Annotated in this window: 21 protein-coding genes; 17 read left to right on the plus strand and 4 right to left on the minus strand. The window is 72.4% G+C overall.

The window, feature by feature from the left end:
- On the plus strand, positions 1-611 hold a 611-nt coding region (locus tag ACFRMQ_RS00635; RefSeq protein WP_380725334.1), incomplete at its 5' end, for a hypothetical protein.
- 117 nt (positions 612-728) lie between these two features.
- Here the strand turns inward: ACFRMQ_RS00635 and ACFRMQ_RS00640 are convergent.
- A complete protein-coding gene (locus ACFRMQ_RS00640) occupies positions 729-4,280 on the minus strand; it encodes a S8 family serine peptidase (RefSeq protein ID WP_380725336.1) in 3,552 nt (1,183 codons plus the stop codon).
- Between the two features lie 246 nt (positions 4,281-4,526).
- Between ACFRMQ_RS00640 and ACFRMQ_RS00645 the strand changes: the two genes are divergently transcribed.
- The 3 genes from ACFRMQ_RS00645 to lspA all read left to right on the plus strand — a co-directional run bounded on the left by ACFRMQ_RS00645 (position 4,527) and on the right by lspA (position 6,628).
- A complete protein-coding gene (locus ACFRMQ_RS00645) occupies positions 4,527-5,060 on the plus strand; it encodes a SigE family RNA polymerase sigma factor (protein ID WP_380725338.1) in 534 nt (177 codons plus the stop codon).
- The gene (locus tag ACFRMQ_RS00650) at positions 5,057-5,869 is read left to right on the plus strand and encodes a hypothetical protein (RefSeq protein WP_380725340.1); all 813 of its coding nucleotides are present in this window, start codon (positions 5,057-5,059) and stop codon (positions 5,867-5,869) included. The genes ACFRMQ_RS00645 and ACFRMQ_RS00650 overlap by 4 nt, the downstream gene beginning before the upstream one ends.
- 228 nt (positions 5,870-6,097) lie before the next feature.
- Positions 6,098-6,628, plus strand: a complete 531-nt coding sequence (gene lspA, locus ACFRMQ_RS00655) for a signal peptidase II (protein ID WP_380725342.1) — start codon at positions 6,098-6,100, stop codon at positions 6,626-6,628.
- Positions 6,629-6,746: 118 nt separating this feature from the next.
- On the opposite strand, the gene ACFRMQ_RS00660 is transcribed toward lspA, so the two are convergent.
- Positions 6,747-7,958, minus strand: coding sequence for an MFS transporter (locus ACFRMQ_RS00660; protein WP_380725344.1), 1,212 nt, complete (start codon positions 7,956-7,958; stop codon positions 6,747-6,749).
- Positions 7,955-8,293, minus strand: coding sequence for an ArsR/SmtB family transcription factor (locus ACFRMQ_RS00665; protein ID WP_380725346.1), 339 nt, complete (start codon positions 8,291-8,293; stop codon positions 7,955-7,957). Before ACFRMQ_RS00665 ends, ACFRMQ_RS00660 begins: the two co-directional genes overlap by 4 nt.
- Positions 8,294-8,714: 421 nt before the next feature.
- On the opposite strand from ACFRMQ_RS00665, the gene ACFRMQ_RS00670 reads away from it, so the two are divergent.
- Complete coding sequence (locus tag ACFRMQ_RS00670; protein WP_380725348.1) at positions 8,715-10,505, plus strand: prolyl oligopeptidase family serine peptidase; 1,791 nt, start codon at positions 8,715-8,717, stop codon at positions 10,503-10,505.
- Here the strand turns inward: ACFRMQ_RS00670 and ACFRMQ_RS00675 are convergent.
- Entirely contained in the window at positions 10,483-11,808 is a 1,326-nt protein-coding gene (locus ACFRMQ_RS00675; RefSeq protein WP_380725350.1) for a helix-turn-helix transcriptional regulator, read from the minus strand. The genes ACFRMQ_RS00670 and ACFRMQ_RS00675 overlap by 23 nt on opposite strands.
- A gap of 663 nt (positions 11,809-12,471) precedes the next feature.
- Here ACFRMQ_RS00675 and queC point away from each other — a divergent pair.
- The 12 genes from queC to ACFRMQ_RS00735 all read left to right on the plus strand — a co-directional run bounded on the left by queC (position 12,472) and on the right by ACFRMQ_RS00735 (position 21,384).
- Positions 12,472-13,188: a 7-cyano-7-deazaguanine synthase QueC gene (queC, locus tag ACFRMQ_RS00680; RefSeq protein WP_380725352.1), complete on the plus strand. Its 717-nt coding sequence runs from the start codon at positions 12,472-12,474 to the stop codon at positions 13,186-13,188.
- Entirely contained in the window at positions 13,185-13,586 is a 402-nt protein-coding gene (locus tag ACFRMQ_RS00685) for a 6-pyruvoyl tetrahydropterin synthase family protein (RefSeq protein WP_380725354.1), read from the plus strand. The genes queC and ACFRMQ_RS00685 overlap by 4 nt, the downstream gene beginning before the upstream one ends.
- A complete protein-coding gene (locus ACFRMQ_RS00690) occupies positions 13,583-14,296 on the plus strand; it encodes a 7-carboxy-7-deazaguanine synthase QueE (protein WP_380725356.1) in 714 nt (237 codons plus the stop codon). The genes ACFRMQ_RS00685 and ACFRMQ_RS00690 overlap by 4 nt, the downstream gene beginning before the upstream one ends.
- Before the next feature lie 160 nt (positions 14,297-14,456).
- The gene (locus tag ACFRMQ_RS00695) at positions 14,457-15,239 is read left to right on the plus strand and encodes an RNA-directed DNA polymerase (protein ID WP_380725358.1); all 783 of its coding nucleotides are present in this window, start codon (positions 14,457-14,459) and stop codon (positions 15,237-15,239) included.
- A gap of 11 nt (positions 15,240-15,250) precedes the next feature.
- A complete protein-coding gene (locus ACFRMQ_RS00700) occupies positions 15,251-15,814 on the plus strand; it encodes a formylglycine-generating enzyme family protein (protein ID WP_380725360.1) in 564 nt (187 codons plus the stop codon).
- On the plus strand, positions 15,811-16,254 hold the full coding sequence (locus ACFRMQ_RS00705; RefSeq protein ID WP_380725362.1) for a hypothetical protein: 444 nt from the start codon (positions 15,811-15,813) through the stop codon (positions 16,252-16,254). The genes ACFRMQ_RS00700 and ACFRMQ_RS00705 overlap by 4 nt, the downstream gene beginning before the upstream one ends.
- Complete coding sequence (locus ACFRMQ_RS00710; RefSeq protein WP_380725545.1) at positions 16,254-17,291, plus strand: glycosyltransferase family 2 protein; 1,038 nt, start codon at positions 16,254-16,256, stop codon at positions 17,289-17,291. Before ACFRMQ_RS00705 ends, ACFRMQ_RS00710 begins: the two co-directional genes overlap by 1 nt.
- Positions 17,288-18,235: a radical SAM protein gene (locus ACFRMQ_RS00715; protein WP_380725364.1), complete on the plus strand. Its 948-nt coding sequence runs from the start codon at positions 17,288-17,290 to the stop codon at positions 18,233-18,235. The genes ACFRMQ_RS00710 and ACFRMQ_RS00715 overlap by 4 nt, the downstream gene beginning before the upstream one ends.
- Positions 18,232-18,789, plus strand: coding sequence for a phosphoribosyltransferase (locus ACFRMQ_RS00720; protein WP_380725366.1), 558 nt, complete (start codon positions 18,232-18,234; stop codon positions 18,787-18,789). Before ACFRMQ_RS00715 ends, ACFRMQ_RS00720 begins: the two co-directional genes overlap by 4 nt.
- Positions 18,786-19,919 carry a glycosyltransferase family 4 protein gene (locus tag ACFRMQ_RS00725; RefSeq protein ID WP_380725368.1) on the plus strand — a complete coding sequence of 378 codons (1,134 nt, stop codon included), beginning with the start codon at positions 18,786-18,788 and terminating at the stop codon, positions 19,917-19,919. The genes ACFRMQ_RS00720 and ACFRMQ_RS00725 overlap by 4 nt, the downstream gene beginning before the upstream one ends.
- Positions 19,920-19,948: 29 nt before the next feature.
- The gene (locus tag ACFRMQ_RS00730) at positions 19,949-20,782 is read left to right on the plus strand and encodes a 5'-3' exonuclease H3TH domain-containing protein (RefSeq protein WP_380725370.1); all 834 of its coding nucleotides are present in this window, start codon (positions 19,949-19,951) and stop codon (positions 20,780-20,782) included.
- Entirely contained in the window at positions 20,779-21,384 is a 606-nt protein-coding gene (locus ACFRMQ_RS00735; RefSeq protein ID WP_380725372.1) for a PIG-L deacetylase family protein, read from the plus strand. Before ACFRMQ_RS00730 ends, ACFRMQ_RS00735 begins: the two co-directional genes overlap by 4 nt.
- Positions 21,385-21,397: the final 13 nt, after the last annotated feature.

Consider the following 21,397-nt stretch of genomic DNA (forward strand, 5'->3'; position numbering starts at 1 on the left):
GTGCCGCACCGCCCCTGCCTACTTCGATGGGTTTGAACTTGTTCTTCACGAGTGGAAACAGTCACGATGGCGACGGAGGGAAGCCCCTTCCGGGGGAAGTCCTCAAAGGCCTCGGAAGGCCGGTCGCCGATCTCGCATCGGCTGACGAAACCTGGATGTGGAACATCGACAGGGGAGCCACCGACGGAACTCCGATGATGGTCGAGATCGCGTACACCAGGTCTTCCCTTCCGATGGCCTCGGTGGAGACCATCCGACCCGCTCCCGGGAAGGACGCACCACCACCGCGTATGCACCATGAGGCGTCTGTCGCCCGATTCGTCGCCCAGTGCCTGCGGGCGATGGGTGATCACAACGGACTGCGCATGCCACGACTCATGGAGAACGTGCTGCAGGACGTCACGGCCACGCCCGCAACGGACACCGAACTCGTCATCCAGGGTGAGCGCCTGATCGGTCGAGCGCTGACCTATCAGGGCCACACGTCCGTCATGGTGCCCGCCGGCGATGTCCTGGTCGTCTACTCTGTGGCGCCCGCCGCTGGGGGCGTACCCGAACTGAGGTGGACCACGACACCCCCGAGCGCTCGGCGCAGCCCGAGCAGCACCTGACCGCCGCATCGCCGGCAGCTGGGGCAGCCCATCGCACGCGGGCAGCCACGCGGGCGGGCTGCTCAAGACGGCACAGCACGGCGACGGCGCCGTCGCTCGCGGGCCACCGGCGGGCCGTCAGGGGGCCAGGCGGTAGGCGCGCAGCACGGTCTGCTCGACGGTGGCGCCGTCGGCGGCGTGGGCGGCGGCCTTGAGGGAGACGAAGCCGGCGGCGCCCGGCGGCGGGTCGACGGTGACGCGGTAGCCGCCGTCGGCGGGGGCTACCGGGGCGTCGTGCCAGGTGGCGCCGTCGTCGAAGGAGACCCGCACGCTCAGGTGCGCGGTGGCCGAGGCCGGAGCGCCGCTCTGGCGTTCTGCGGCGGCGAGCAGGGTGTGCTGCCGGCTCGGCACCCGGTTGTCCGGGTCGACGGGGGCGGTGAAGCGGACGGTGTCGACCGGCAGTGCCGTGCTGCGGGTGTGGCCGTCGGGGCCGGGGGCGACGGCGGCGGAGCGGAAGGTCCAGGCCGCCTCGACGGTGCCGGACAGAATCGCCCAGGGTTCGGAGCGCACGGCCTTGGCCCTCAGCCGGTAGGCGGCGTCGCCGGCCGGCACGGCGAAGCGGGCCTGTTCGCGGTCGCTGCCGCCGGCGCGCTGCCCGTCGCGTTCCAGTTCGAGGTGGACGGTGTCCTCCAGTCGCAGCGGCCACGGGGAGCCGAAGTGGCCGGCGGAGGCGTCGCTGAACAGCTGCGGGGCCACGGTGAGGTAGCCGTCGCTGGTGCGGGCCAGGGTGGCACCGGTTTTGCCCGGGGCCAGGCCCGGGCCGATGACGGCGGCGTTCCAGCGTTCCGCGCAGGTCGCGCCCGCGGCGCAGCGAACCGTGCCGGCTTGGCTGGTGGCGCCGGGGATCATCTCGCCTCCGGGGCCGGCGCTCTGGCCGAAGGTCGTCTCGCGGTACTGGTCCTTCACGGTGAAGTACTCGGTGCGGGTGGCCGGCAGCGCGAAGGTGGGCTGGCCGATGCTGAAGAGGCCGAGGCCGCCGGCGGACGCGAAGCTGCTGAAGTCGCCCGCCGTTCCCGGCCCTTGGGCGAAGTAGCGGGTGTTGAGCGTGGCGAGTTCGCCGGGCTCGACGGTCAGGGCCGGCTCGGGCAGTCCGCCGGTGGTGCGCACCAGCAGGTCGTAGCGGTCGGGCAGTCGGCCGTTGTGCGTGGCCGGGCCCTCCTGGATGCTCTGGGTGACGAAGTCGAGCCGGCCGGCGGTGGACCGGGCGCCGGGGACGACGTACAGGTTGCCGGGGCGGGTCAGGGAGGCGAGGGAGTCCGTGCAGTCGCTGTTGTCGGCGCTCCCGGTGGGGCGGTAGCAGTAGCCCGCGGCGAGTGACCAGCCGGTGGTGGCGCGGCCGGGGACGGTGACGGTCAGCTGCCGGCCCGCGCGGGCGTCGACGGCGAGCCGGGTGTCGGCGCGCAGGTCCAGTTCGGGTTGCAGGAACAGGGTCGCGGTGCGGGGCGCGGTGCCCGAGGCGGGGGTGACCAGTTCTCCGCCGAGGTTGTAGCGGCCCTCGGGGACGTGTGCGGTGGCGGTGCCGCCGGTGAACTCCAGTTGGTGGGCCTCGTGGGTGTCCACGTCGACGAGTCGGATCGTCGACCGGGTGTTCCAGCTGCCCGGCCCGAGCGGCGCCCCGTTGCGGTCGACGGCCGTCACGGTGACGTCGTGGCGCACGGCCTCGCGGGTGAGCGCGTAGGCGGTGGTGAGGGCGGCCCCGCCGGGGCCGGTGGCGCGCACCCGTGCGGTCAGTGACGCCCCCGAGGGGACGCGGGCCGGGTCGACGGTCACGGTGGCCGACGCCGCGGCGCCCGCGGGCGCGGTCAGGCGGGCGGGGGCGACGGTGAACGCGCCAGGTGCCGCGCCGGGTGCCGCGGTGCTCTCGGCGGTCAGGTCCAGCGTGACGGGGGCCTCGCCGTCGTTGTGGTACTCGACGGTACGGGTGAGCGGATCGCCTCCGGGTGGGCCCTCCAGGCGGATGCCGGTGCCCTCGGCGGTGGCGTACACCTGCTGGGTGGTGGCCCGGGCGAGGTCGACGCGTCCGGCGCCCTGCTCGTACGCGCCCTGCTCTGCGGCCGGCGTCGCGGAGGAGGTGAGCGCGGCCTTGAGCTGGGGGCCCTTCCACCGCGGGTGCTGCTGGGCGAGCAGGGCGGCGGCGCCGGCCACGTGCGGGGCCGCCATGGAGGTGCCGGAGATGGCCGTGTACCGGTCACCGACCGGCTCCTGACCGTCGGTTCCGGAGGCCCGGGCGGCGACGATGGCGACGCCGGGCGCGGTGAGGTCCGGTTTGACGGCCCGGTCGCCGACGCGCGGGCCCCGGCTGGAGGTCGGGGCGAGCGCGCCGTCCCGGTCGACGGAGCCCACCGTCAGGGCGGCGTCGGCCGATCCGGGGGTGCCGACGGTGCCGGGGCGGCCGCTGTTTCCGGCGGCGGCGACGAACAGGGTGCCGTAGCGGGCGGAGAGCGTGTCGACGGCCTGGGCCATCGGGTCGGTGCCGTCGGTCGGGGGGCCGGTGAGGCTCAGGTTGACGATCGGTGCGCGGGCCGCGGCCCATTCCATGCCCTGGAGCACCCAGGACTCCTGGCCGTTGCCCTCGTCGTCCAGCACCCTGCCGACCAGTAGTTCGGCGTCGGGGGCGACGCCCTTGAACCGGCCGTCGGAGGCGGCCCCGGTGCCGGCGACGATCGAGGCGACATGGGTGCCGTGCCCGTCCGGGTCGGCGGTCACCGGCGCTCCGGCGGGTGCGGTGGAGTCGGCGGGCGCGGTGGAGTCGGCGGGCGCGGTGGAGTCGGCGGGCGCGGTGAAGTCGGAGGTCTCGCCGAGGGAGCCGGCCACGTCGGGGTGGCCCCGGTCGATGCCGCTGTCGAGCACCGCGACCTTGACGCCCTTGCCGGTCCAGCCGGACTTCCAGGCCTGCGGGGCGCCGATCTGGGCGGTCGAGCGGTCGAGCGCCGCGGTGACCTTGCCGTCCAACCACACCTTGTCCACGCCGCCCGCCGATCCTGCGGCGAGCCCGGCGTCCGGGCGCGCGACCAGCTGCCACAGCTCGCCCGCCCGCGCCTTCGGGGCGCGCAGGGCCGCGCCGTGCACGCTCTCCAGCGCCCGGACGGAGGTGGCGCCGGCGGGCGGCGCGGCCGCGGCGAAGGCCGGAGCCAATCCCGGTGCCAGGCCCGGGGCGCCGGCGTGCTCCGAGCCCAGGATCAGCGGCAGGTCGGTGGTGTGCGCGTCGTCGTAGCCCTGGGCGATCAGCCCGGCGACGTCGAACAGCCGGGGGTCCAGCCGTCCGGAGTCCAGCGGTCCGGCCGCGTCCGAGGGGACGAGGTTCAGTGAGCCGGGTGCGCCGGAGCGCCGGACGAAGGTCACGTCCTCGCGCCCCGGGCCGGGCCGCACGCCGACCAGTGCCACGGCGCCGTCGGTGTCGACCCGGGCGGAGACCGTGTCGCCGGTGACCAGGGTGACCTGGACCGGGCGACCCGGCGCGGGCCCGTCAGTCGCCGCGTCGGGTGCCGGGGTGGGGGCGGGGTCGGCAGCGGCCCAGCCGGCGGGGGCGGCCAGGGAGGCGACCAGCGCCGCGCCCAGTACGGCGGCCGGCCACCGCCGGGCCGTCCATGGGCCTCGCCCACGGACATCGTTCCTGTGGGTTGCTCGCACGAGTGTCCTCTCGATCGGGCGGCACCATGAATCCCTGGGCCGCTCACCGGTTCTGTCAAGGAATCGACGGAGCGAAGGGCAACGGAGGATGTCATCCGATGATCAGAAATCCAATGGGCCTTCCCACCCTCCACGACCGGCGGCGCCTCCCGCCCCGTCCGGCCCTCGAACTTTTTTCGCCACCCGTGACATCCCGGCACCGGGTGCGCTCCGTCGAGTGGGCAGAGACGAACGGAGGCACGCCCTGTGCGTAGCGCAGACCTGGAGGAGTTCCGCGGCTTCGCCGAGGACCGGTTGCCGCACCTGCGGCGGACCGCGTACCTGATGTGCGGCGACTGGCACCACGCCGAGGACATCACGCAGACCGCATTGACCAAGCTGTACGCGGCCTGGGGAAGACGGCACCGGATCGCCAACCTGGAGGCCTACGCCCACCGCGTACTGACCCGCACCTGCATCGACCACACCCGGCGGCGCTGGCGGCGGGAGGACCCGACACCCGTGCTGCCCGACCGGCCCGGCCCGGGCACCGACCCCTCGCTCGGCCTCCAGGTCCGTACCGCGCTCGCCGCCCTGCCGGCGCGTCAGCGGGCGGTGGTGGTCCTGCGGTTCTGGGCCGACCTGGACATCGCGGACACCGCCAAGGCCCTCGGCTGCACCGCCGGGACCGTCAAGAGCCACACCTCCCGCGCGCTCACCAAACTGCGCGCCCTGCTCGGCGACACCGACCCGTTCGACGAACTCGCCGCCCACCCCACTGCCCTGAAGGAACTGCTGTGACCCACGACCACGCCCTCGACCCGCAGGACGACCTGCGCACCCTCCTCGCCACCGGGCTCGGCACCGAACCCCCGCTGCGCACCGGCACGGTGGACGCGGCGGTCGCGGCCGGTCGCCGCCGCCACGGCACCCGTCTGGCCGTCCGCGTCGGCGCCGCGACGGCCGCCACCGCCGCCCTGGCCGCCCTGGTGGCCACCGTGCCCACCACCGACGCACCCGCCACGGACACCCCGGTGGCAGCCGCAGACCCGCTGGCCGGCCCGCTCGCGCTCACCGGTGCGGCGGGCGCGAGCGCCGAACCGCTGCGCCCGGACTCCTTCGGCCCCGGCAGCGGCGGCGCCACCGACTGGACCAGCGAGCACCTGGCGACCACCCTGGCCGGCCTGCTCCCGGCCGGGCCCACGACCGTGCGCGCCGGCGACATCCCGGGCCGCAGCTTCCGGGTCGCCTGGCAGTCCCCGGCCGGCCCGGTGGACTTCGTCGGCGGCGCCGACCGCACCGCCGACGCGCCGAAGGTGCCGTTCTGCGCCGCCATCGCCCTGCCCGTCGTCACCCCCCACCCCGGGGTGCCCAGTCCGCAGGAGGCCGCCCCGCGCAGCAGCTGCCACCTGGTCGACCTGCCCTCCGGCGCGCACGGCGAGGCCATGACGCTGACCGACCCGCAGAGCGACCGCACCTCCCAGTACGTCCGCCTCCAGCGCGCCGACGGCCGTACGGTGACCCTCCAGCAGTGGACCGACCACCCGGACGCCGCCCTGGCCGAGGCCGCCCTCCTGGCGATCGCCGACGACGCCGCCTGGCGGTTCTGACCCCCTGCGCCGCCCCGGAGGAGGAGTCCGGGGCGGCGCGGACCGGTAACGGCCGGGGTGTGCACCCGTGCCGACGGTGTGCGTCCGTTCTGACGACGTGCACCCGTTCCCGGGAGCACACATGCGCGAGTCATCGGCACCTACAATGCGGCCATGACTCGCTTACTGCGCCCATGGGTTGCGCGAGGAGCTTCCTCTCCCGCTGACACACCTCGACGGCTGGGGACCATGGCAACCGTGGCACTCGCGCTGCTGGCCGCGGATTTCCTCACCAAACAGATGGCGCTGACGGATTTCTCGGGGTCCGATCCGACCGAGACGCTCGGCGGGCTTCTGAAGTTCACGCTGGTCTTCAATTCGGGTGGAGCGTTCTCCTTCGGCGAGGGGAACACCTGGTTCTTCACCGTGGTGAAGGCGACGGTCATCGTCCTCCTGCTGGTGGTGTCGCCCCGGATCCGCACCCGCTTCTGGGCGGTCGCCTTCGGGCTGGTCATCGCCGGGGCAGCCGGAAACCTCGTCGACCGGCTGTTCCGGGCCCCCTCCCCGGGGCAGGGCCTCGTCGTGGACTGGATCCAGCTCCCGCACTGGCCGGTCTTCAACCTCGCCGACTGCGCCGTGGTGTGCGGCAGTGCCCTGGTGATGTGGGCCTCGACCCGCGGCATCCGCCTGGACGGCACGATCGCCTCCGAGACACCGACCGAGCCGGACGGGACGGAGTCGGGCGGGGCGGAGCAGGCCGTGGCAGGGAGGGGCCGGTAGGACTCCGCGCCCGCGCCCGACCGTACCGATGCCGGACGGCCGGGCGCGGACGCGGCGCCACGGGGGCACGACGCGGACACGGAGACACCGGACCCGAAGGCACCGGGGCAGCAGGCTCCTACGGGCTGAGGAGCGGCCCCTTCGGCGGCTGCGACGGGCCCGTGGCCTCACACGCCGGGTCGGTCACACCACCCCGGGCGCGCAACGCGACGGTGCCGATCCATCCGGTGAGCAGCAGTGCCAGGGACGCGGGCAGCAGTGCCCAGGCCAGCAGTTCGCGCGGATCGGCGCCGTGGGCGAGCAGGCTGCTGCCCGCGGCGGCCCCGGCGGCGGAACCGAGGTACATGGCGGCCATCTGGAACGCGACGATCGGCATCGCCTCCTCTGGCCGGTCCCCGGTGAGGGCCTGTTGCAGCGTGGGGACGCTCGCCCATCCCGCCGCGCCCCACAGGGCCGCCGCGGCGAGCCACACCGCCGGAGCGGTGAAGGCCCAGAACGCGGCGAAGGCTCCCAGCAGCACGGCGGGCAGGGCGATGAGCAGCGCGCGGGGCCCGAACGCGTCCAACGCCCTGCCGACCAGGGCGGAGCCGGCGACTCCACCGATGCCCCAGGCCCACACCAGCGCGAAGCCCCAGTCCCGGAGCCCGCGGGCCTCGGCCATCGGCAGCAGGTAGGTGTAGAGCCCGAGGCTGGCCGCGCCGAGGAGGAACGCGGCGGCGATCCCGACGAGTGACCGCGACGAACGCAGCACCGCGAAGGCGGGGCCGCACGGCGCGGGCAGCGGCGGGATCGTGCGCACCCTGGCCGCCAGCGCGGCCATGCCGAGGAGGCCGACGGCGACGACCAGGCCCATGGTCCACCGCCAGTTCAGCCGGTCGCCGATGAGCATTCCGATCGGTACTCCGGCGACCGTCCCGGTGGACAGGCCGAAGGTCACCATGGCCATGGCGCGGCCGCGTTCGCCGTCGGCGGCCATCGCGGCGGCGGTCGCGGTGGCCACCGCGGTGAGCACGCCCGCGCCGGCTCCGGCCACCACCCGAGAGGCGAGGAACACTTCGAGGCCCGGAGAGAGCGCGGTCACGAGGTTGCCGAGGTTGAACACGCCCAGCGCGATCAGCAGCGCCCCGGCGGTACTCCCCCGGATCAGCGTTCCGGACAGCAGCGGCCCCGCCAGGGCGTACGCCGCCGTGAAGGCCGTGACCCCCAGGCCGACCGCCGCGACGGTGGTGGCGAGCGAGTCGGCGATCGAGGGCAGAACTCCGGCGAGGACGTAGGCGTCGACGCCCAGCGCGACCGCGGCCGCGACCAGTGGCCACAGGCGGCGGATCACGCGTCCTCCCGCGCGGGAGGGGCTTCCCGGTACCCGGCGAGGACCGTGTCGACCAGTCCGGGGAACCGCCTGTCCAGGTCGTCACGGCGCAGCCGGATCATGCACTTGCGCCCTTCGGCGCGGACGAAGACGACCCCGGTCTCGCGCAGGAGGCTGGTGTGGTGGGTGAGCGTGGAGCGCGGCAGGTCCGGCCCCAGTTCGATGCTGTCCACCTCGCCGCGCTCGGCGAGCATCCGCACCATCGACAGCCGCAGCGGCTCGCTCAGCGCGAACAGCACGCGGGGGATGGCGATCTCGTCGGCTTCGGGGTGCTCGTACACGCGTGACGGTGCCATGGGTACCACCTTCGCATCGTGCGGTTATTTTCGCACGATCATAGTGCGGGAATTCTCGCACGATCAAGCGCATCCGCCGATGCCCCCCCAGCGGCGGCAGCACCCCGAGCGGACGGGCGACGCCAGGAGAGGGGCCTCGGTGTACATCTCGGATGTCGCCTGGAACGTCGTGGCGCACAACAATCCGTCCCACGAGCTGTACCCCTGGGTCGACGAGCGCAACATCACGAGGTGGGCGTTCCTCCACCCCGGAGCCCGTGAGCAGTCGGTCACCGCTGCCGCCTGCGGACACTGGGCGGCAGCGCCGGAACCCCCAGAAGACATCTATGCCCCACTGAATCAGGGCCGAGCGATCGGACGTCAAGTACGGACCAGCCTGCGGCAGTGGCGCTTACCTGCCTAATTCGGCAGGATCCCTTCCATGAGGTCTCAGAGCAGCGGGCTTTCGCCCGCTTGGGTCGCGCGGAAGGTCGTCGCCTACGATGAACTCCAGGCTGTGGCAGGCTCGCTGTGGTGGCTGCAGGCCGACCCCGACCACGGTGGCGTCCGGCGCGTGATGCGTACGGACCGCTCCGGCGCGACCGTCGCGGTGACACCGTCCGACGCCTCGGTAGGAAGTCAGCTCCATGCCTACGGCGGCGGCAGCTTCACCGTGGTGAACGACGGGGTGTGGTTCGTCGGCGAAGACGGCTCTCTCTTCTTTCAGCCTCCCGATCGCGCACCGGACAGGGTCGTGCCCGTCCACGGCTCCGAGCAGTTCGGGGACCTCGCTTCCGGCCCGGATGGTGTTGTCCTGGCGGTTCGCGGCGATGACGCGACGGACGAGATCGTCGCGGTGTCCCCTTCGGGGAGCGTTCAAGTACTGCTCCGCTCTTCCGGCTTTCTCGCCTGCCCTCGACTCTTCAGTGGCACCCTGGCGTACTCGGAATGGAGCCGGGACCAGATGCCCTGGGACAGCTGCCGGCTCCTGTTGGCCGACTCCCGCTCCGGCCGCTTCGGGCCGGGGCGCGTCGTGGCGGGCGGCCTCTCGGAGTCCGTGGTCCAGCCCTCGTGGGGATCAGACGGCTCGTTGTACTTCATGTCCGACCGAACGGGCTGGTGGAACCTGTATCAGCTTCGGGACGGCACGACGAAGGCCGTCGTATCGATCGAAGCGGACTGCGCGCCGGCGCCGTGGGAAGGGGGTTACCAGTCGTACGGCTTCACCCCCAATGGCACTGTCGTGCTGACTGTCCTGGACGGTTTCTCCACCGGACTCGTGGCTGTCGATCCCGCAGGTGTCCGGCGTCGGCTCGGCCCAAACCTCACTTCCGTCAAGCCCTACATCGCCGTCGATGACGACCGGCTCGCCGTGATCGGGGCCACCCCGTCGTCTGCCCCGGAACTGTGGTCGCTCGACCTGACGGCAGGAGCGGATGCCCCCGCCCTCCACGTGGGCACGGTGCCCATGCCGGCTCTGTCCTGGACGCCTAGCCCGCCGGAAGTCCAGGCCACGCCGACCCCGGACGGAGACGTTCGCTTCCTGCTGCACCGGCCACCGGGGGCGGCAGCACCGGTTCCGCTCGTGGTGCGCGTACACCCCGGCCCGACGGACGACGTGCCTCTGCGGCTGGACTGGACGACCCAGTTCTTCGTCAGCCACGGCTTTGCCGTCGCCGAGGTCCTCCATCGGGGAAGCACCGGCCGGGGTCGCGCGTTCCGCCAAGTGCTGCACGGTCATTGGGGCGAATACGACGTCGAGGACTGCGCCGCGGTGGCCGAGCACCTGCGATCGACCGGGGTGGCGCTGACCGGAGCGATCTTCATCACCGGCGCGAGTGCCGGCGGGTACACGGCGCTGCAGGCGGTGAGTCGTCCCGGACCGTTCGCCGGAGCGACGGCCACCTCGGCGATCATCGATCCGGCGCACTGGGAGCTGTCCGTACCGCCGTTCCAGCGCTCCCATGCGGCGGTGCTGCGTGGGCCTGCCGGCGCGGTCACGCCGGACCGGATCCGCTGCCCCGTGCTGGTGATCCACGGGGCTGCCGACACGATCACGTCCGCCAAGGACGCCATGCGGTTCGCTCAGGAACTGGCTGCCCTCGGCGATGACCACACCAGCCTGCTACTGGACGACGGCGACCACTACCTGTCGTCGCCTGCCGCACGAGAGAAAGCCCTGCGGGCCGAACTCGACTTCTACCACCGCATCATGAGCCGCCCCGCAGAGTGAGGGCCATGCCCGACGCTTCCGGCAGCACTGCTCGGGCGAACTCACACAACTCCCGGGCCGGGGCGTGGGCGGCATGGACGGTCAGGTCCGCCAGGACGCCGGCCACCCGTTCGATGCACCTGCCCGACCCGGTCCTGGCGGCGTAGGCTACGGCGTCCCGGCCGGCCGCGCACGCCCGGTCGAGGTCCCCGGTGCGCAACCAGGTGGCGGCGAGCAGGGCGGCGTCGATAGCACGCCTGCGGACCCTGTCCTCACCCACACCGTTGAGGGCCTCGACGAGTTGGTTCCTCGCGGCCGGGGCACGACCGAGGTCATGGAGGCAGTGGGCGGCTTCGTCCGCGAGGTAGGCGTGGTTGAAGTAGCGAATCCAGGCGGGCTCGTCCTGTTCGTCGACGGTGTCGAGCAGCTTCTCGGCCTGGATGATCAGCTCGGTCGCCTCAGCCTCCCTGCGCATCCTGGCGTTCGCGCGAGCGACGACGGCGGTGATGGCTGCCCGGGTCGCCGGGCTTACGGCGGTCCCGGCCGCGGTCTGTGCCGAGGCTGCCCAACGCAGGGCTGTCTCCGGCTCGCCGCAGTGCAGGGCGAGGTGCCCGAGGTTCACCGCCACGAGGTAGGCACTGTACGCCTGGTCGTTGGTCACGGCCGTCAGGGTGAGGGCGCGTTGGTAGTAGGCCTGGGCCCGGTCGGGGTCGCCAGTGTCGATCGCCTGGTATCCGGCGAGTTCGCAGAATCCGGCGGTGAGCCTCGCGCGTCGGTGGGCGACCGGTTCGTCCGTGGCCGGACGGTGTAGCAGGGCTTCGAGTTCGTTGTCGATGTAGGAACTGACCTGCCGCCGGTACTGCCTTGCTCCGTGTGTGTGGTCGAGTTGACGGAACAGGTCGAGCATCCCCTCGGTGGCGCCGAGCTCGGTTTCTGTTACTGGCAGCGATGTCGCGACACCGCCAACCCGGGCGTTGGCGGACAACCAGTCGGTGACCAGAGCTCCCGCCTGCGCCAACGGAGACTCCACAGGCTCCGCCATCTGCGCGCTTTCACAGCGCTGGCGCGACGCCTCCGGTTCGCCGTCGCATTCACTCTCCGACGGGCCGCCGGCAACCGAGCGTCCGGGTAACAGGGAGCGCAACTCGGTCGCTGACACCTTCAGCAATCCGGCGAGCTTCGGCATCTGCCACGGTTGCGGTGTCGCCGTGCCCGTCTCCCAGCGGTGGACCGTCGTTCGGTCGACGTCCATCAGATTGGCCAGTTGCTCCTGGGTGTAGCCGACGGCCCTGCGCTGCACGGCGAGCGGTCCCCATCGCGCCATCGCGTTCTCCCCAAAAGTTCTTGGCCCACCAACTGCGCAGGTCATCGGCACCTTTTCAACATCACTGCCGCGTGCTGCAACAAGTCTGCACTGTTGCAGGGGGCTTGGCAGCTGATTCCGTATGAGCCCCCAAGGATTGTGTGCCTCTGGTCGCGATCCCCTCCGCGTGCCGCAGCGCCGAACGCCGCGCGGCGCCGCGCGCGCTCCGCGCCAAGGGGAAGCGCCCCCTCCCCAGGCCCGGTAGCGCTCCGGACAAGGAAGCCGATGACCACGAACCTCTCACCGCCCAGCCATCCCGTGCACGTGCCGACCGCGAACTCACGCCAACCACAGCCCGGCACGGCCGACCGCGTCCGGGAGACAGAGGTCGGCGACCTTGTGGAGGCCTCGATGTGGACCTTATGGCTGCTGGGCAGCGCCCTCGCGATGACCCTCTTGGGGGTGCTCCTCAACCAGCAGCTGGGTCACCACGAGGTCGCACATGGGTCGTCCCCGACCTCCGTGGCCAGTACAGCGGCTCCGCCTCGGATCGTCAGGGGCGAGATGCTCGCGTCCACACCGGTTTGAGTCCGTCCGAGCGCTGGAGGCCAATCCGCCGGCCCGTCACGGACGACGACCGGACTCACTCCGACCTCCGACAGCGGAGGACTACAAGGAAGACGTATGGAGATGACTGAACACGCTCCCCCGCAGCACGCGGTGGTGATCGCCTCCGGTGGGCTGGACAGCACCACCGTCGCCTACTGGCTCGCCGATAACGGAAGTCGGCTCACGCTGCTCTCCTTCGACTACGGGCAGCGGCACCGGAAGGAGCTCGACTTCGCCCAGCAGGCCGCCGGCCGCCTGAACGCCCGCCACGAGATGGTGGACCTGAGCGGTCTCGGCCGCCTGCTGTCGGGCTCGGCACTGACGGACCCGGCTGTCGAAGTGCCCGACGGCCACTACACCGCCGAGAGCATGCGCAGCACTGTGGTGCCGAACCGGAACGCGATCATGCTCTCGGTCGCTGTCGGTGCGGCGGTCGCCGCGGGGGCGGACGCGGTGGCGTTCGGTGCCCACGCCGGCGACCACGCCGTCTACCCGGACTGCCGCACCGAGTTCTTCGACGTGTTCGGCGAGGTGGCTCGGGTCGGCAACGAGGGGTTCATCGCCGAGGGTTTCCGGCTGCTGGCGCCGTTCATCGACCAGACGAAGGCGGACATCGTGAGGGTCGCCGACCAGGTCGGTGTGCCGTTCGCGGACACCTGGTCGTGCTACCGCGGGGGCGAGCTGCACTGCGGGACATGCGGGACGTGCACCGAACGGATCGAGGCGTTCGTGCTCGCCGAGGTCGAGGACCCGACCGAGTACGCCGTCGCGCAGACCGGGGTGGCCCGATGAGCGGGGTCGTCGTTTCCGGCCGGCACCGGATCGGGAAGACGTTCCGGTTCGAGGCGGCCCACTTCCTGCCCGGCCTCCCGGACGGGCATCAGTGCGCGCGCATGCACGGCCACTCCTACGCGGTGGTGTTCGTCCTCACCGCCGACCGGCTGGTGCCGCCCGGGTTCGTCACGGACTTCGGCGAGCTCGCCCCGGTGAAGAAGCTGATCGACAGCACGCTCGACCACCGGGTGCTGAACGACGTCCTGCCGGCCGCGCCGACGTCGGAGAACCTCGCCGCCTGGCTGGCCGCCTGGTTCGTGGAACACATGGAGCCGTCGCTGCCGGGCCGACTGGCGTCGGTGCGGGTTTCGGAAACGGCGAGCAGCTGGGCCGAGTTCGTGCTGGAGGAACGGTGAGCCTGTCCGGGGGTGAGGTCGCCGGTGGCAGGGGTCTGCTGGTGGCGGAGTGCTTCGGGCCGACGTTCCAGGGCGAGGGCCCGAGCGTCGGGCAGCAGTCCCTGTTCGTCCGGCTGTCGCGGTGCAACCTCCGCTGTCCGGGGTGCGACACCCCGGAGACGTGGGACTGGTCCCGGTTCGACCCGCGGGAGGTGTCCACGCGGCATGGCGTCGAGGATCTGGCGGCGTGGGTGATGGCGCGCTCGCCGCGGCTGGTGGTGGTCACCGGTGGTGAGCCGCTGCTCCAGCAGCCCCAGCTCGTCGACCTGGTGCAGTTGCTGTCGGGCCGCCGGGTTGAGGTGGAGACGAACGGCACCGTCGTCCCGATGCCGGAGCTGGTCGAGTCGGTCGCGGGGTTCAACGTGTCGCCGAAGCTGGAGGCTTTCGCCGCGCCCGGAGACCGGCGGATCGTCTCGGAGGCACTGGAGGCCTTGGCGGCCTGCGGGAAGGCCCGGTTCAAGTTCGTCGTGCACGAGGCCGGCCAGCTCGACGAAGTCGCCTCTCTGGTAGAGGAGTTCTCGCTTTCCGAGGTGTGGGTCATGCCGGAGGGGGCGAACAGCGCGGTGGTCCTGCGCAGGATGCGGGAGCTAGCGGACAAGGTACTGGAGCGGGGCTGGAACCTGACGCCGCGGCTGCACACGCTGCTCTGGGAGGCCGAACGTGGCCGGTGAGAACAGCGAAGCGCCTGAACGGCGCGGTCGTTCCAGCTCCCCGAGGCCGCGCGTGTTGGGTAGCGGCCAAGTATGCGGTGCAGTGGGGAGCGGGATCCTGCATGCCGTCCAGGCACGACCTACTATAGCCAACTCCCGTCCTGTGCGCGCACATTCGCTGATGTCCTTCCTTGTCGAGCCCCGGCACCTGAAGGCCGCCGCACGGGCCTGCATGCGCCGCGCGGGGTCGCCGGGCGCCGACGGGATGAGCTGGGCCCAGTTCCGGCAGGGCATGGACGGCCGGCTGGAGGCCCTGGCCGAGGAACTTCGGACGGGTTCCTGGCGACCCGGCCCCCTGCGCGAGGTGGCGATCACCACCTACACCGGCAAGGCGATGCCCTCGGTGATCCCGACGGTGGCGGACCGGGTCGTCCAGCGGGCGATGCGGTCTGCGATCGAGCCGGTGTTGGAACAGCGGGCGTTCGCCGACTGGGTCTCGGGCTACCGGGCCGGGCGGAACCGGGTCACCGCTCTGCGCGACTCCGACCGGCACCTACGGGAGGGGTTCCGGTGGGTGGCGGACGTGGACGTGCGGCGGGTGTCGGAGGGGTCGTGCGCGGCCGAGGTCACCGACTGGCTGGCCGAGCACGTGGCGGACGGCTCGTTCCTGCGCCTGTTCGAACGGGTGCTGGAGCCGTTGCCGTGTCCGCTCGTCCCGGGCACGGCGCTCGCGCCGCTGCTGATCAACCTACGGCTGTCGCGGGCGGACGCGAGGCTCGCGGGGCTGCGCACGGTGCGGTTCGCGGACAACTACTGCGTCTTCTGTGGCGGCGCCGAGCAGGCCGGAGAGGCCCTCGAAGCCATCACCGGGGCGCTGGCGCGCTGTGGGCTGCGGCCCAACCTCGCCAAGTCCAAGGTCTGGGCCGGCGTGAACGCCGAAGACCTGTTCCTACTCGCCGGATGACGGGGGCAGCGATGACGATGAACCTCGTCGGCCACAGGCTCGCCTGGGTGCCGGTGCCGGGCGGTGTCTGCCTGTTCGGCGACCGGAAGAAGCCGGTGAAGGTGGTCGACCTGGAGTGGACGGCGACCCCGGTCACCCCGACCCAGCTCGGCCTCGCTCCGGACCACCGGCCGCTGGTCGGGGTAGCCCAGGCGCAGGCGGCCCGGATCGCGGCAGACCTGGGCGGCCGGCTGCCGCTGTCGAAGGAGTGGGAGTGGGCGGCCTCCGGGCCCGAGCGCCGACGGTACCCGTGGGGAGACGAGGAACCGGCCGAGGGACGAGCCAACCTCCGCGACCTCTGCGGACGGCTCACCCCGGTCAGCTCCCACCCCCTGGGCCGGACGCCGGCCGGGCTGTGGGACATGGCGGGCAACTGCTGGGAGTGGACCGCCTCGAAGACGATCGGCGGCGGCTTCGTGATCCGGGGCGGTTCCTACAACTCCCTTCTGCTGTATGCCCGGTGCACGTTCCTCAACGCTGCTCCGGCCGAGCTCGGCTCGCCGGGCATCGGCTTCCGGGTGGTGAGGGCGGCGTGATCGGCGACCTGGTGATCGCGGGCTGCTCCCGTCGCAAGGCGCCGGACGTCGGCCTCCTGCCCGCCCTGGAGCGGTACGCCGGAGGCATCGCGCCGCAGTTGCACAGCCGCTTCGCCGATCACCCGCACGCGCGCAGCCGGATCCGCTTCCTGTCCGCGGCCTTCGGCCTGGTGCGTGCGGACGACCTGATCGCCTCGTACGACCAGCGCCTCGACTCCGACCGGGTCGAGGGGCTGCGCCTGATCGTGAACGGGCAGCTGCGGCGCGACTTCGCCGCCAACGGCGTTCCACAGCGGGTGCTGCTGGTCCTCGAACCCGACTACCTGGTCCTGCTCGCCGACCTCCTGGCCCTGCCGGAGCGACCGGTCCTGCACTGGATCCCCGACCCCCGCGGCTGGCCCCAGGCCGCCGCCGTGCTCGACGAATGGAGGTGGCCGTGATGCACATCAGCCTCGCGGACGCGCTCAAGACCCAGGCCAACGCCCACCGGTACTTCACCACCGGGTTCACCGAGCGCACCGGCCTGAACTGGCACCAGCCCACCCCTGCGCAAGCCGCCGCCGGCCGGACGATGTCGGTCGTGATCCCGGCCCGCAACACCGCCTACGCCCTGCCGACGGTGCTGAACGCGCTCGGCGCGCAGCAGCACGCGGCCGATGTGGAGGTGATCCTCGTGGACGATGCCTCCACGGACGCGACGTTCGAGATCGCCCGCCGCCACCCGGTGGTCACCACCGCGGTGCGCCTGGCCGGGCGGCGCGGCTCGGCGGCGGCGCGCAACGCCGGTGCCCGAATCGCCCAGGCGCCGACCGTCCTGTTCGTCGACGCGGACATGGTGCTGCCGCCGCACGTGTTCGCCGATGTCGCCGTGCGCGCCGCGGCCGACACCGTGCTGACCGGGTTCCGGCACAACGTCACCTACCAGGCGTCTCCCTGCGGCGAGCCGCTGCTGCCCAAGGCGCCGCCGCTCCTCGGTGCCGACCACCGCGTCACCTGGAAACCCCCGGTGGGCAAGGTCCTGCCCTACTCCGGCCTCACACTCAGCGACGCGGTGGACGGGCGCCCGCTGGATGCCACCAACGACTTCCAGACCCTCGGGTACGGCCGGTCCTACTACGACTGGGACCTGCCGCGGATGGTCGTCACCGCGCTGCTGGCCGTTCCGCGCGAGCAACTGGTCGACGTCGGCGGCTTCGACGAGGAGTTCGGGGCGCTGGGCTGGGGCATGGAGGACACCCACCTCGGCGCGGCCCTGATCGCCTCCGGCTGCCTCGTGGTCCCGCTGCGTCAGGCCGTGGGCTTCCACCTCGACCCGCCGGACGCCGCCGCCCAGTGGCAGGCCAAGCTCGCCTCCTGGCCCGCGACGCTCGCCCGCTACCGCCACCTGCTCACGCTGCCCGCGCCCGCCGGGCTTGGTCGCGCCTTCGCCACCGCCGCTGACAAGCACATGACCGACGCCGAGGTGATCACCCGATGATCCGCGCTTTCGCCGCCGCCACCGTCGGCGGCACCACCGTCGTGCACGACCCCGCGGTCGGCACCAACCACCTGCCACCCCAGCCGCTGCCCGCCGGCTGCGTCGCCTTGGACGACCAGCAGGTGGCCGCCTGGCCCGAGGCGGATCCCTCGACGCTCGCGCTCGAATACCCGCTGAGCATGTGCTGGTCCCCGATCGTGCGCTGCAACCTGGACTGCCCGCAGTGCCTCGACGACAAGAGCGTGCGCGAGTCCACCGCGGCGGAGCGGCGCGTCCTCGCCGGCCACATCGCCGCCTCGGGGGTGCTGGGCGTGGACATCTCGGGCGGCGAGCCGCTGCTGCTGCGCGACCTGCCCGAGCTCGCCCGCGCGGTCCGCCGCCAGGGCACCAGCGTGGTCAGCTGCACCACCAACGGCTGGCACCTCACCCGCCGTGCCGAGGAGCTCGCCGACGCTCTCGACGCGATCCGCGTCTCTCTCGACGGCGCCACCGAGGCCACCCACGACCGCTGGCGCGGCCAGGACAGCTACCGGCGCGCCCGCGCTGGAATCCGCGCCGCCGTCGACGCAGGCCTGTTCGTGCAGCTCCAAATGGTCCTCATGCAGTCGAACCAGCACGAGGCCCAGGAACTGCTGGACCGTGCCGCCCAACTCGGCGCCGGCGGGGTGACCTTCCTCCAGATGCTCCCCATCGGCGACGGCGCCGCGCTCGCCGCCGAGCAGATGCTCACCGACGAGCAGGCCCAAGAGATCGTCGGCCCACTCGCCGTCCCCGACGGCGTCCGGGTCCGGCTGCGCACCCGAGCCAGCGCGGGCGGCTTCACCGTCCTGCGCGCCGACGGCTACGCCTGGCGCAACACCCGGGGTGCCACCGGCATCTCCGCATTCGTCCCCGTCACCGGCCCGGCCGACCTGCGCCCGCCCATTTCCGGGAGTTCCTCGTGACCAGCTCCTCGCACACCGGCAGGCGGGTCTTCGCCCAGCGCGTCCCGTACGCGCCGACGCACTACCAGTGCTTCGACGCGGCCCGGATGATCGCCGAGTCCGTCATCGGGATCGACCCGGACGTGACCTGTGTGATCGGCATCGCCTCCGGCGGGATCAAACCGGCCCGCCTCATGGCCGACTACCTCAAAGTGCCCTTCCACACCGTCGCCGCCAAGCACAACACGAGCGACGCCCCGTTCCAGCAGGCCACCGGCGACGTCGAGGTCCAGCTCGCCAACTCCCTGCCCGGACGCCTGTCCGGGACAGTGCTCCTCGTGGACGACATCGCCGGCACCGGAGCGACGTTCACCGCCGTCAGCAATGCGCTGAACGACCGGCTCGACTACTCCGCCGAGATCATGACGGCGGCACTCTTCCGCAACCGCGGGTGCACGCAGACCCCCGACCGGTGGGCCTGGACCGTCGACGACTGGGTCGTCTTCCCCTGGGAGACACCGCACAGCGGCCAGACCCAACCCGTATCCGCCCTGAAGTGGGTGAGCGCCCGGTGATCACTCAGCCCTCCTCCCGCGGCGTCCTGCTGGTCCTCGTCTCCTGGACCCCTGACGCCCCGGCCGGCATCGAACGCGCGACGGCCGCGCTGGCCCTCGGCCTCTCCCGAAACGGCCACCGGCCCATCATCGCCACCGCCGCACCTCAGCCCGAAGGCCCCGGCCTCCCCGGCGTCACCATCGCCCGATTGCGCCTCGACGACGTGCAGTTCCCGTGCGATGACGACGTGCTGCGCCGCGCCGTCACCTACCAGGACACCAGGCTGACCCGCCAGATCCGGGACCTGATCACCGAACACCGCATCGACACCGTCCTGTTCACCGACGCACTGTGGGGCCTCGGCCGCCTGCGCGGCGACATCCCCGGTCACGTCCGCCGGGCGCTCGCCGCCCACGTCAAGCCGCACACCCTCGACGCCGGGCCGGCCCTCGCCCGCGCCACCCACGTCCTCGTGCCCTCCGCCGTCGTGCGCGACGAGCTGGCCGGCTGGGGCCCGCGCAACCTCCGCGTCGTCCCCAACCCACTCATGCCCGACCCCGCCGTGGCCCCACCAGCACCGGAGCTCCGCGAGCAGCTGCGCCGCAGCGGCCCGGTGCGCGTCCTCGCGCGGCTCGGGCCGGAGAAGGGCGTACTCGACCTGCTGGAGGCCGCCTCCGGCTGGGACCGGCCCCTCGAAGTAGCCCTCGCCGAAGCGGGGTTCGAGGACAGTACGGGGTCCCAGTCCGCGCTCCTCCACGCCTGCAGGAAGGCAGCCACCCGAACCCCGAACGTCCGTCTGCGCGGGACGCTGGCCTGGGACGAGGTTCTTCCCTGGCTCGCCGGCGCGGCGGTGGTCATTGTGCCCAGCCACAAGGAGACCTTCGGCCTGGTCGCACTGGAGGCCATGAGCGTCGGCACCCCGGTCGTCGCCTACCGGGTCGGCAACCTGCCCGCCCTGATCAGCCCGACCGGCGACGCTGACCACCTCCTCGTCGACCACGACGACGGCCCGACCGCTCTCCACAAGGCGGCACAAACCCTGCTGGAAGATGACATACTGTACGCCGCGACTACACAGACCGTGTATCGGAGAGCGGCCGAGTTCGAGCCGCGCCGAATCGCTGACTTCTTCCTGGAGGCGGTGTCGTGATGCCCGAAAACCCTGCAACCCCAGCTCCGTTGCTGCTCGTCGACGGATTCAACCTTCTGTGGGCCGGCACCTTCGGCTTCCCCGCCCCGATCTTCTCCCGCGACAAGACCCGCGAACTGACCGGCCTGTTCGCCTTCTTCGCCCTGCTGCGCGCCACGGTCCGCGACGACCTCGACGTCGCACAGCCCGAGGTCCTGGTCGTCTTCGACGGCGAGCACGGCACGGCCGAGCGCGTCGCCGCCGACCAGGAGTACAAGGCGAACCGGGAGGCGACACCGGAGGCCCTCAAGCCGCTGCAGTTCCTCGCCCCGGTGAAGGACGGCCTGGACGCGCACGGGATCCGGTGGGTCGAGATCGGCAACGCCGAGGCCGACGACGTCATCGCCACCCTCGCCACCCGGGCCGCCGCCTCCCGGCCGGTCCTGGTCATGTCGCGGGACATGGACTTCTACCAGCTCCTCGACGACCGCGTGCGCATCCTCAACCGCTCCCGGAAGTCCTCCCAGCGGATCATCACCGCCGACGAGGTCCACACCCGCTACGGCGTCACCCCCACCCAGTGGCCGGCCTTCCGTGCCCTGACCGGTGACAAGTCCGACAACATCCCCGGGGTCCGCGGCGTCGGCCCGAAGGTCGCCGCCGCCCTGCTGCGCGATGGCATGCCACTGCGCGACCTGCCCAGCTCCGGTCGGCTTACCGGTGCCAAGGGCGCCGCGATCACCACCGCCTGGGCCGACGTGCTGCGCTGGGAAGCGATGATCACGCTGCGCCGCGACCTGGACGTTCCCATCGTCCTCTGCGGCGAGGCCAGCCCCCAGCTGCCGAAGCCCGCCGACGTCATCGAGAAGCTGGGGCTGTGGTGAGCAGTGCCGTGCCCGGCTCGCTCCTGGCCGCCTTCGCACACCCCGACGACGCCGAACTGTGGGCCGGCGCCACCCTCGCCCTCCACGCCCGGTGCGCCGCCGTCACCATCGTCGTCCCGCACCGCGACGAACTCCGCGACGCCGAGGCCTGCAAAGGCGCCACCGTCCTCGGCGCCGAACTACGCCAAGTGCCCCGGCTCGACCACGCCACCATGCAGCAAGTGCTGCTGGAGGCAGTCATCACCCACCCGCTCAACGACGTCCACCCTGAGCACCGGGCCGTCGCCGCGGCCGTGCTCGCGGCCGTCCCCGAGCCGCGGATCGCCACCGGCCGGCCGAGCCGCCTCTACACCTGCGACACCTACAACTCGCTCACCCTCGACGGCCCGGTGCGCGCCGACGTGATCGTGGACGCCACCGCGACCTTCGACACCAAGATGGCCGCGCTGCGCGAGCACGCGAGTCAGCCGATCGAGCAGCACTTCGGTCCCATGGCCGAGACCCTCGGCCGGCTCTGGGGCGCCCGCATCGGCACCCGGTACGCGGAAGCGTTCACCACCGTGCCGATCCTCGGTTGCGTGCCCAGCGCCACCCACCTCTGAACTGCCGCACTCC

Source organism: Kitasatospora sp. NPDC056783 (assembly GCF_042789895.1).
Taxonomy (GTDB): Bacteria; Actinomycetota; Actinomycetes; order Streptomycetales; family Streptomycetaceae; genus Kitasatospora.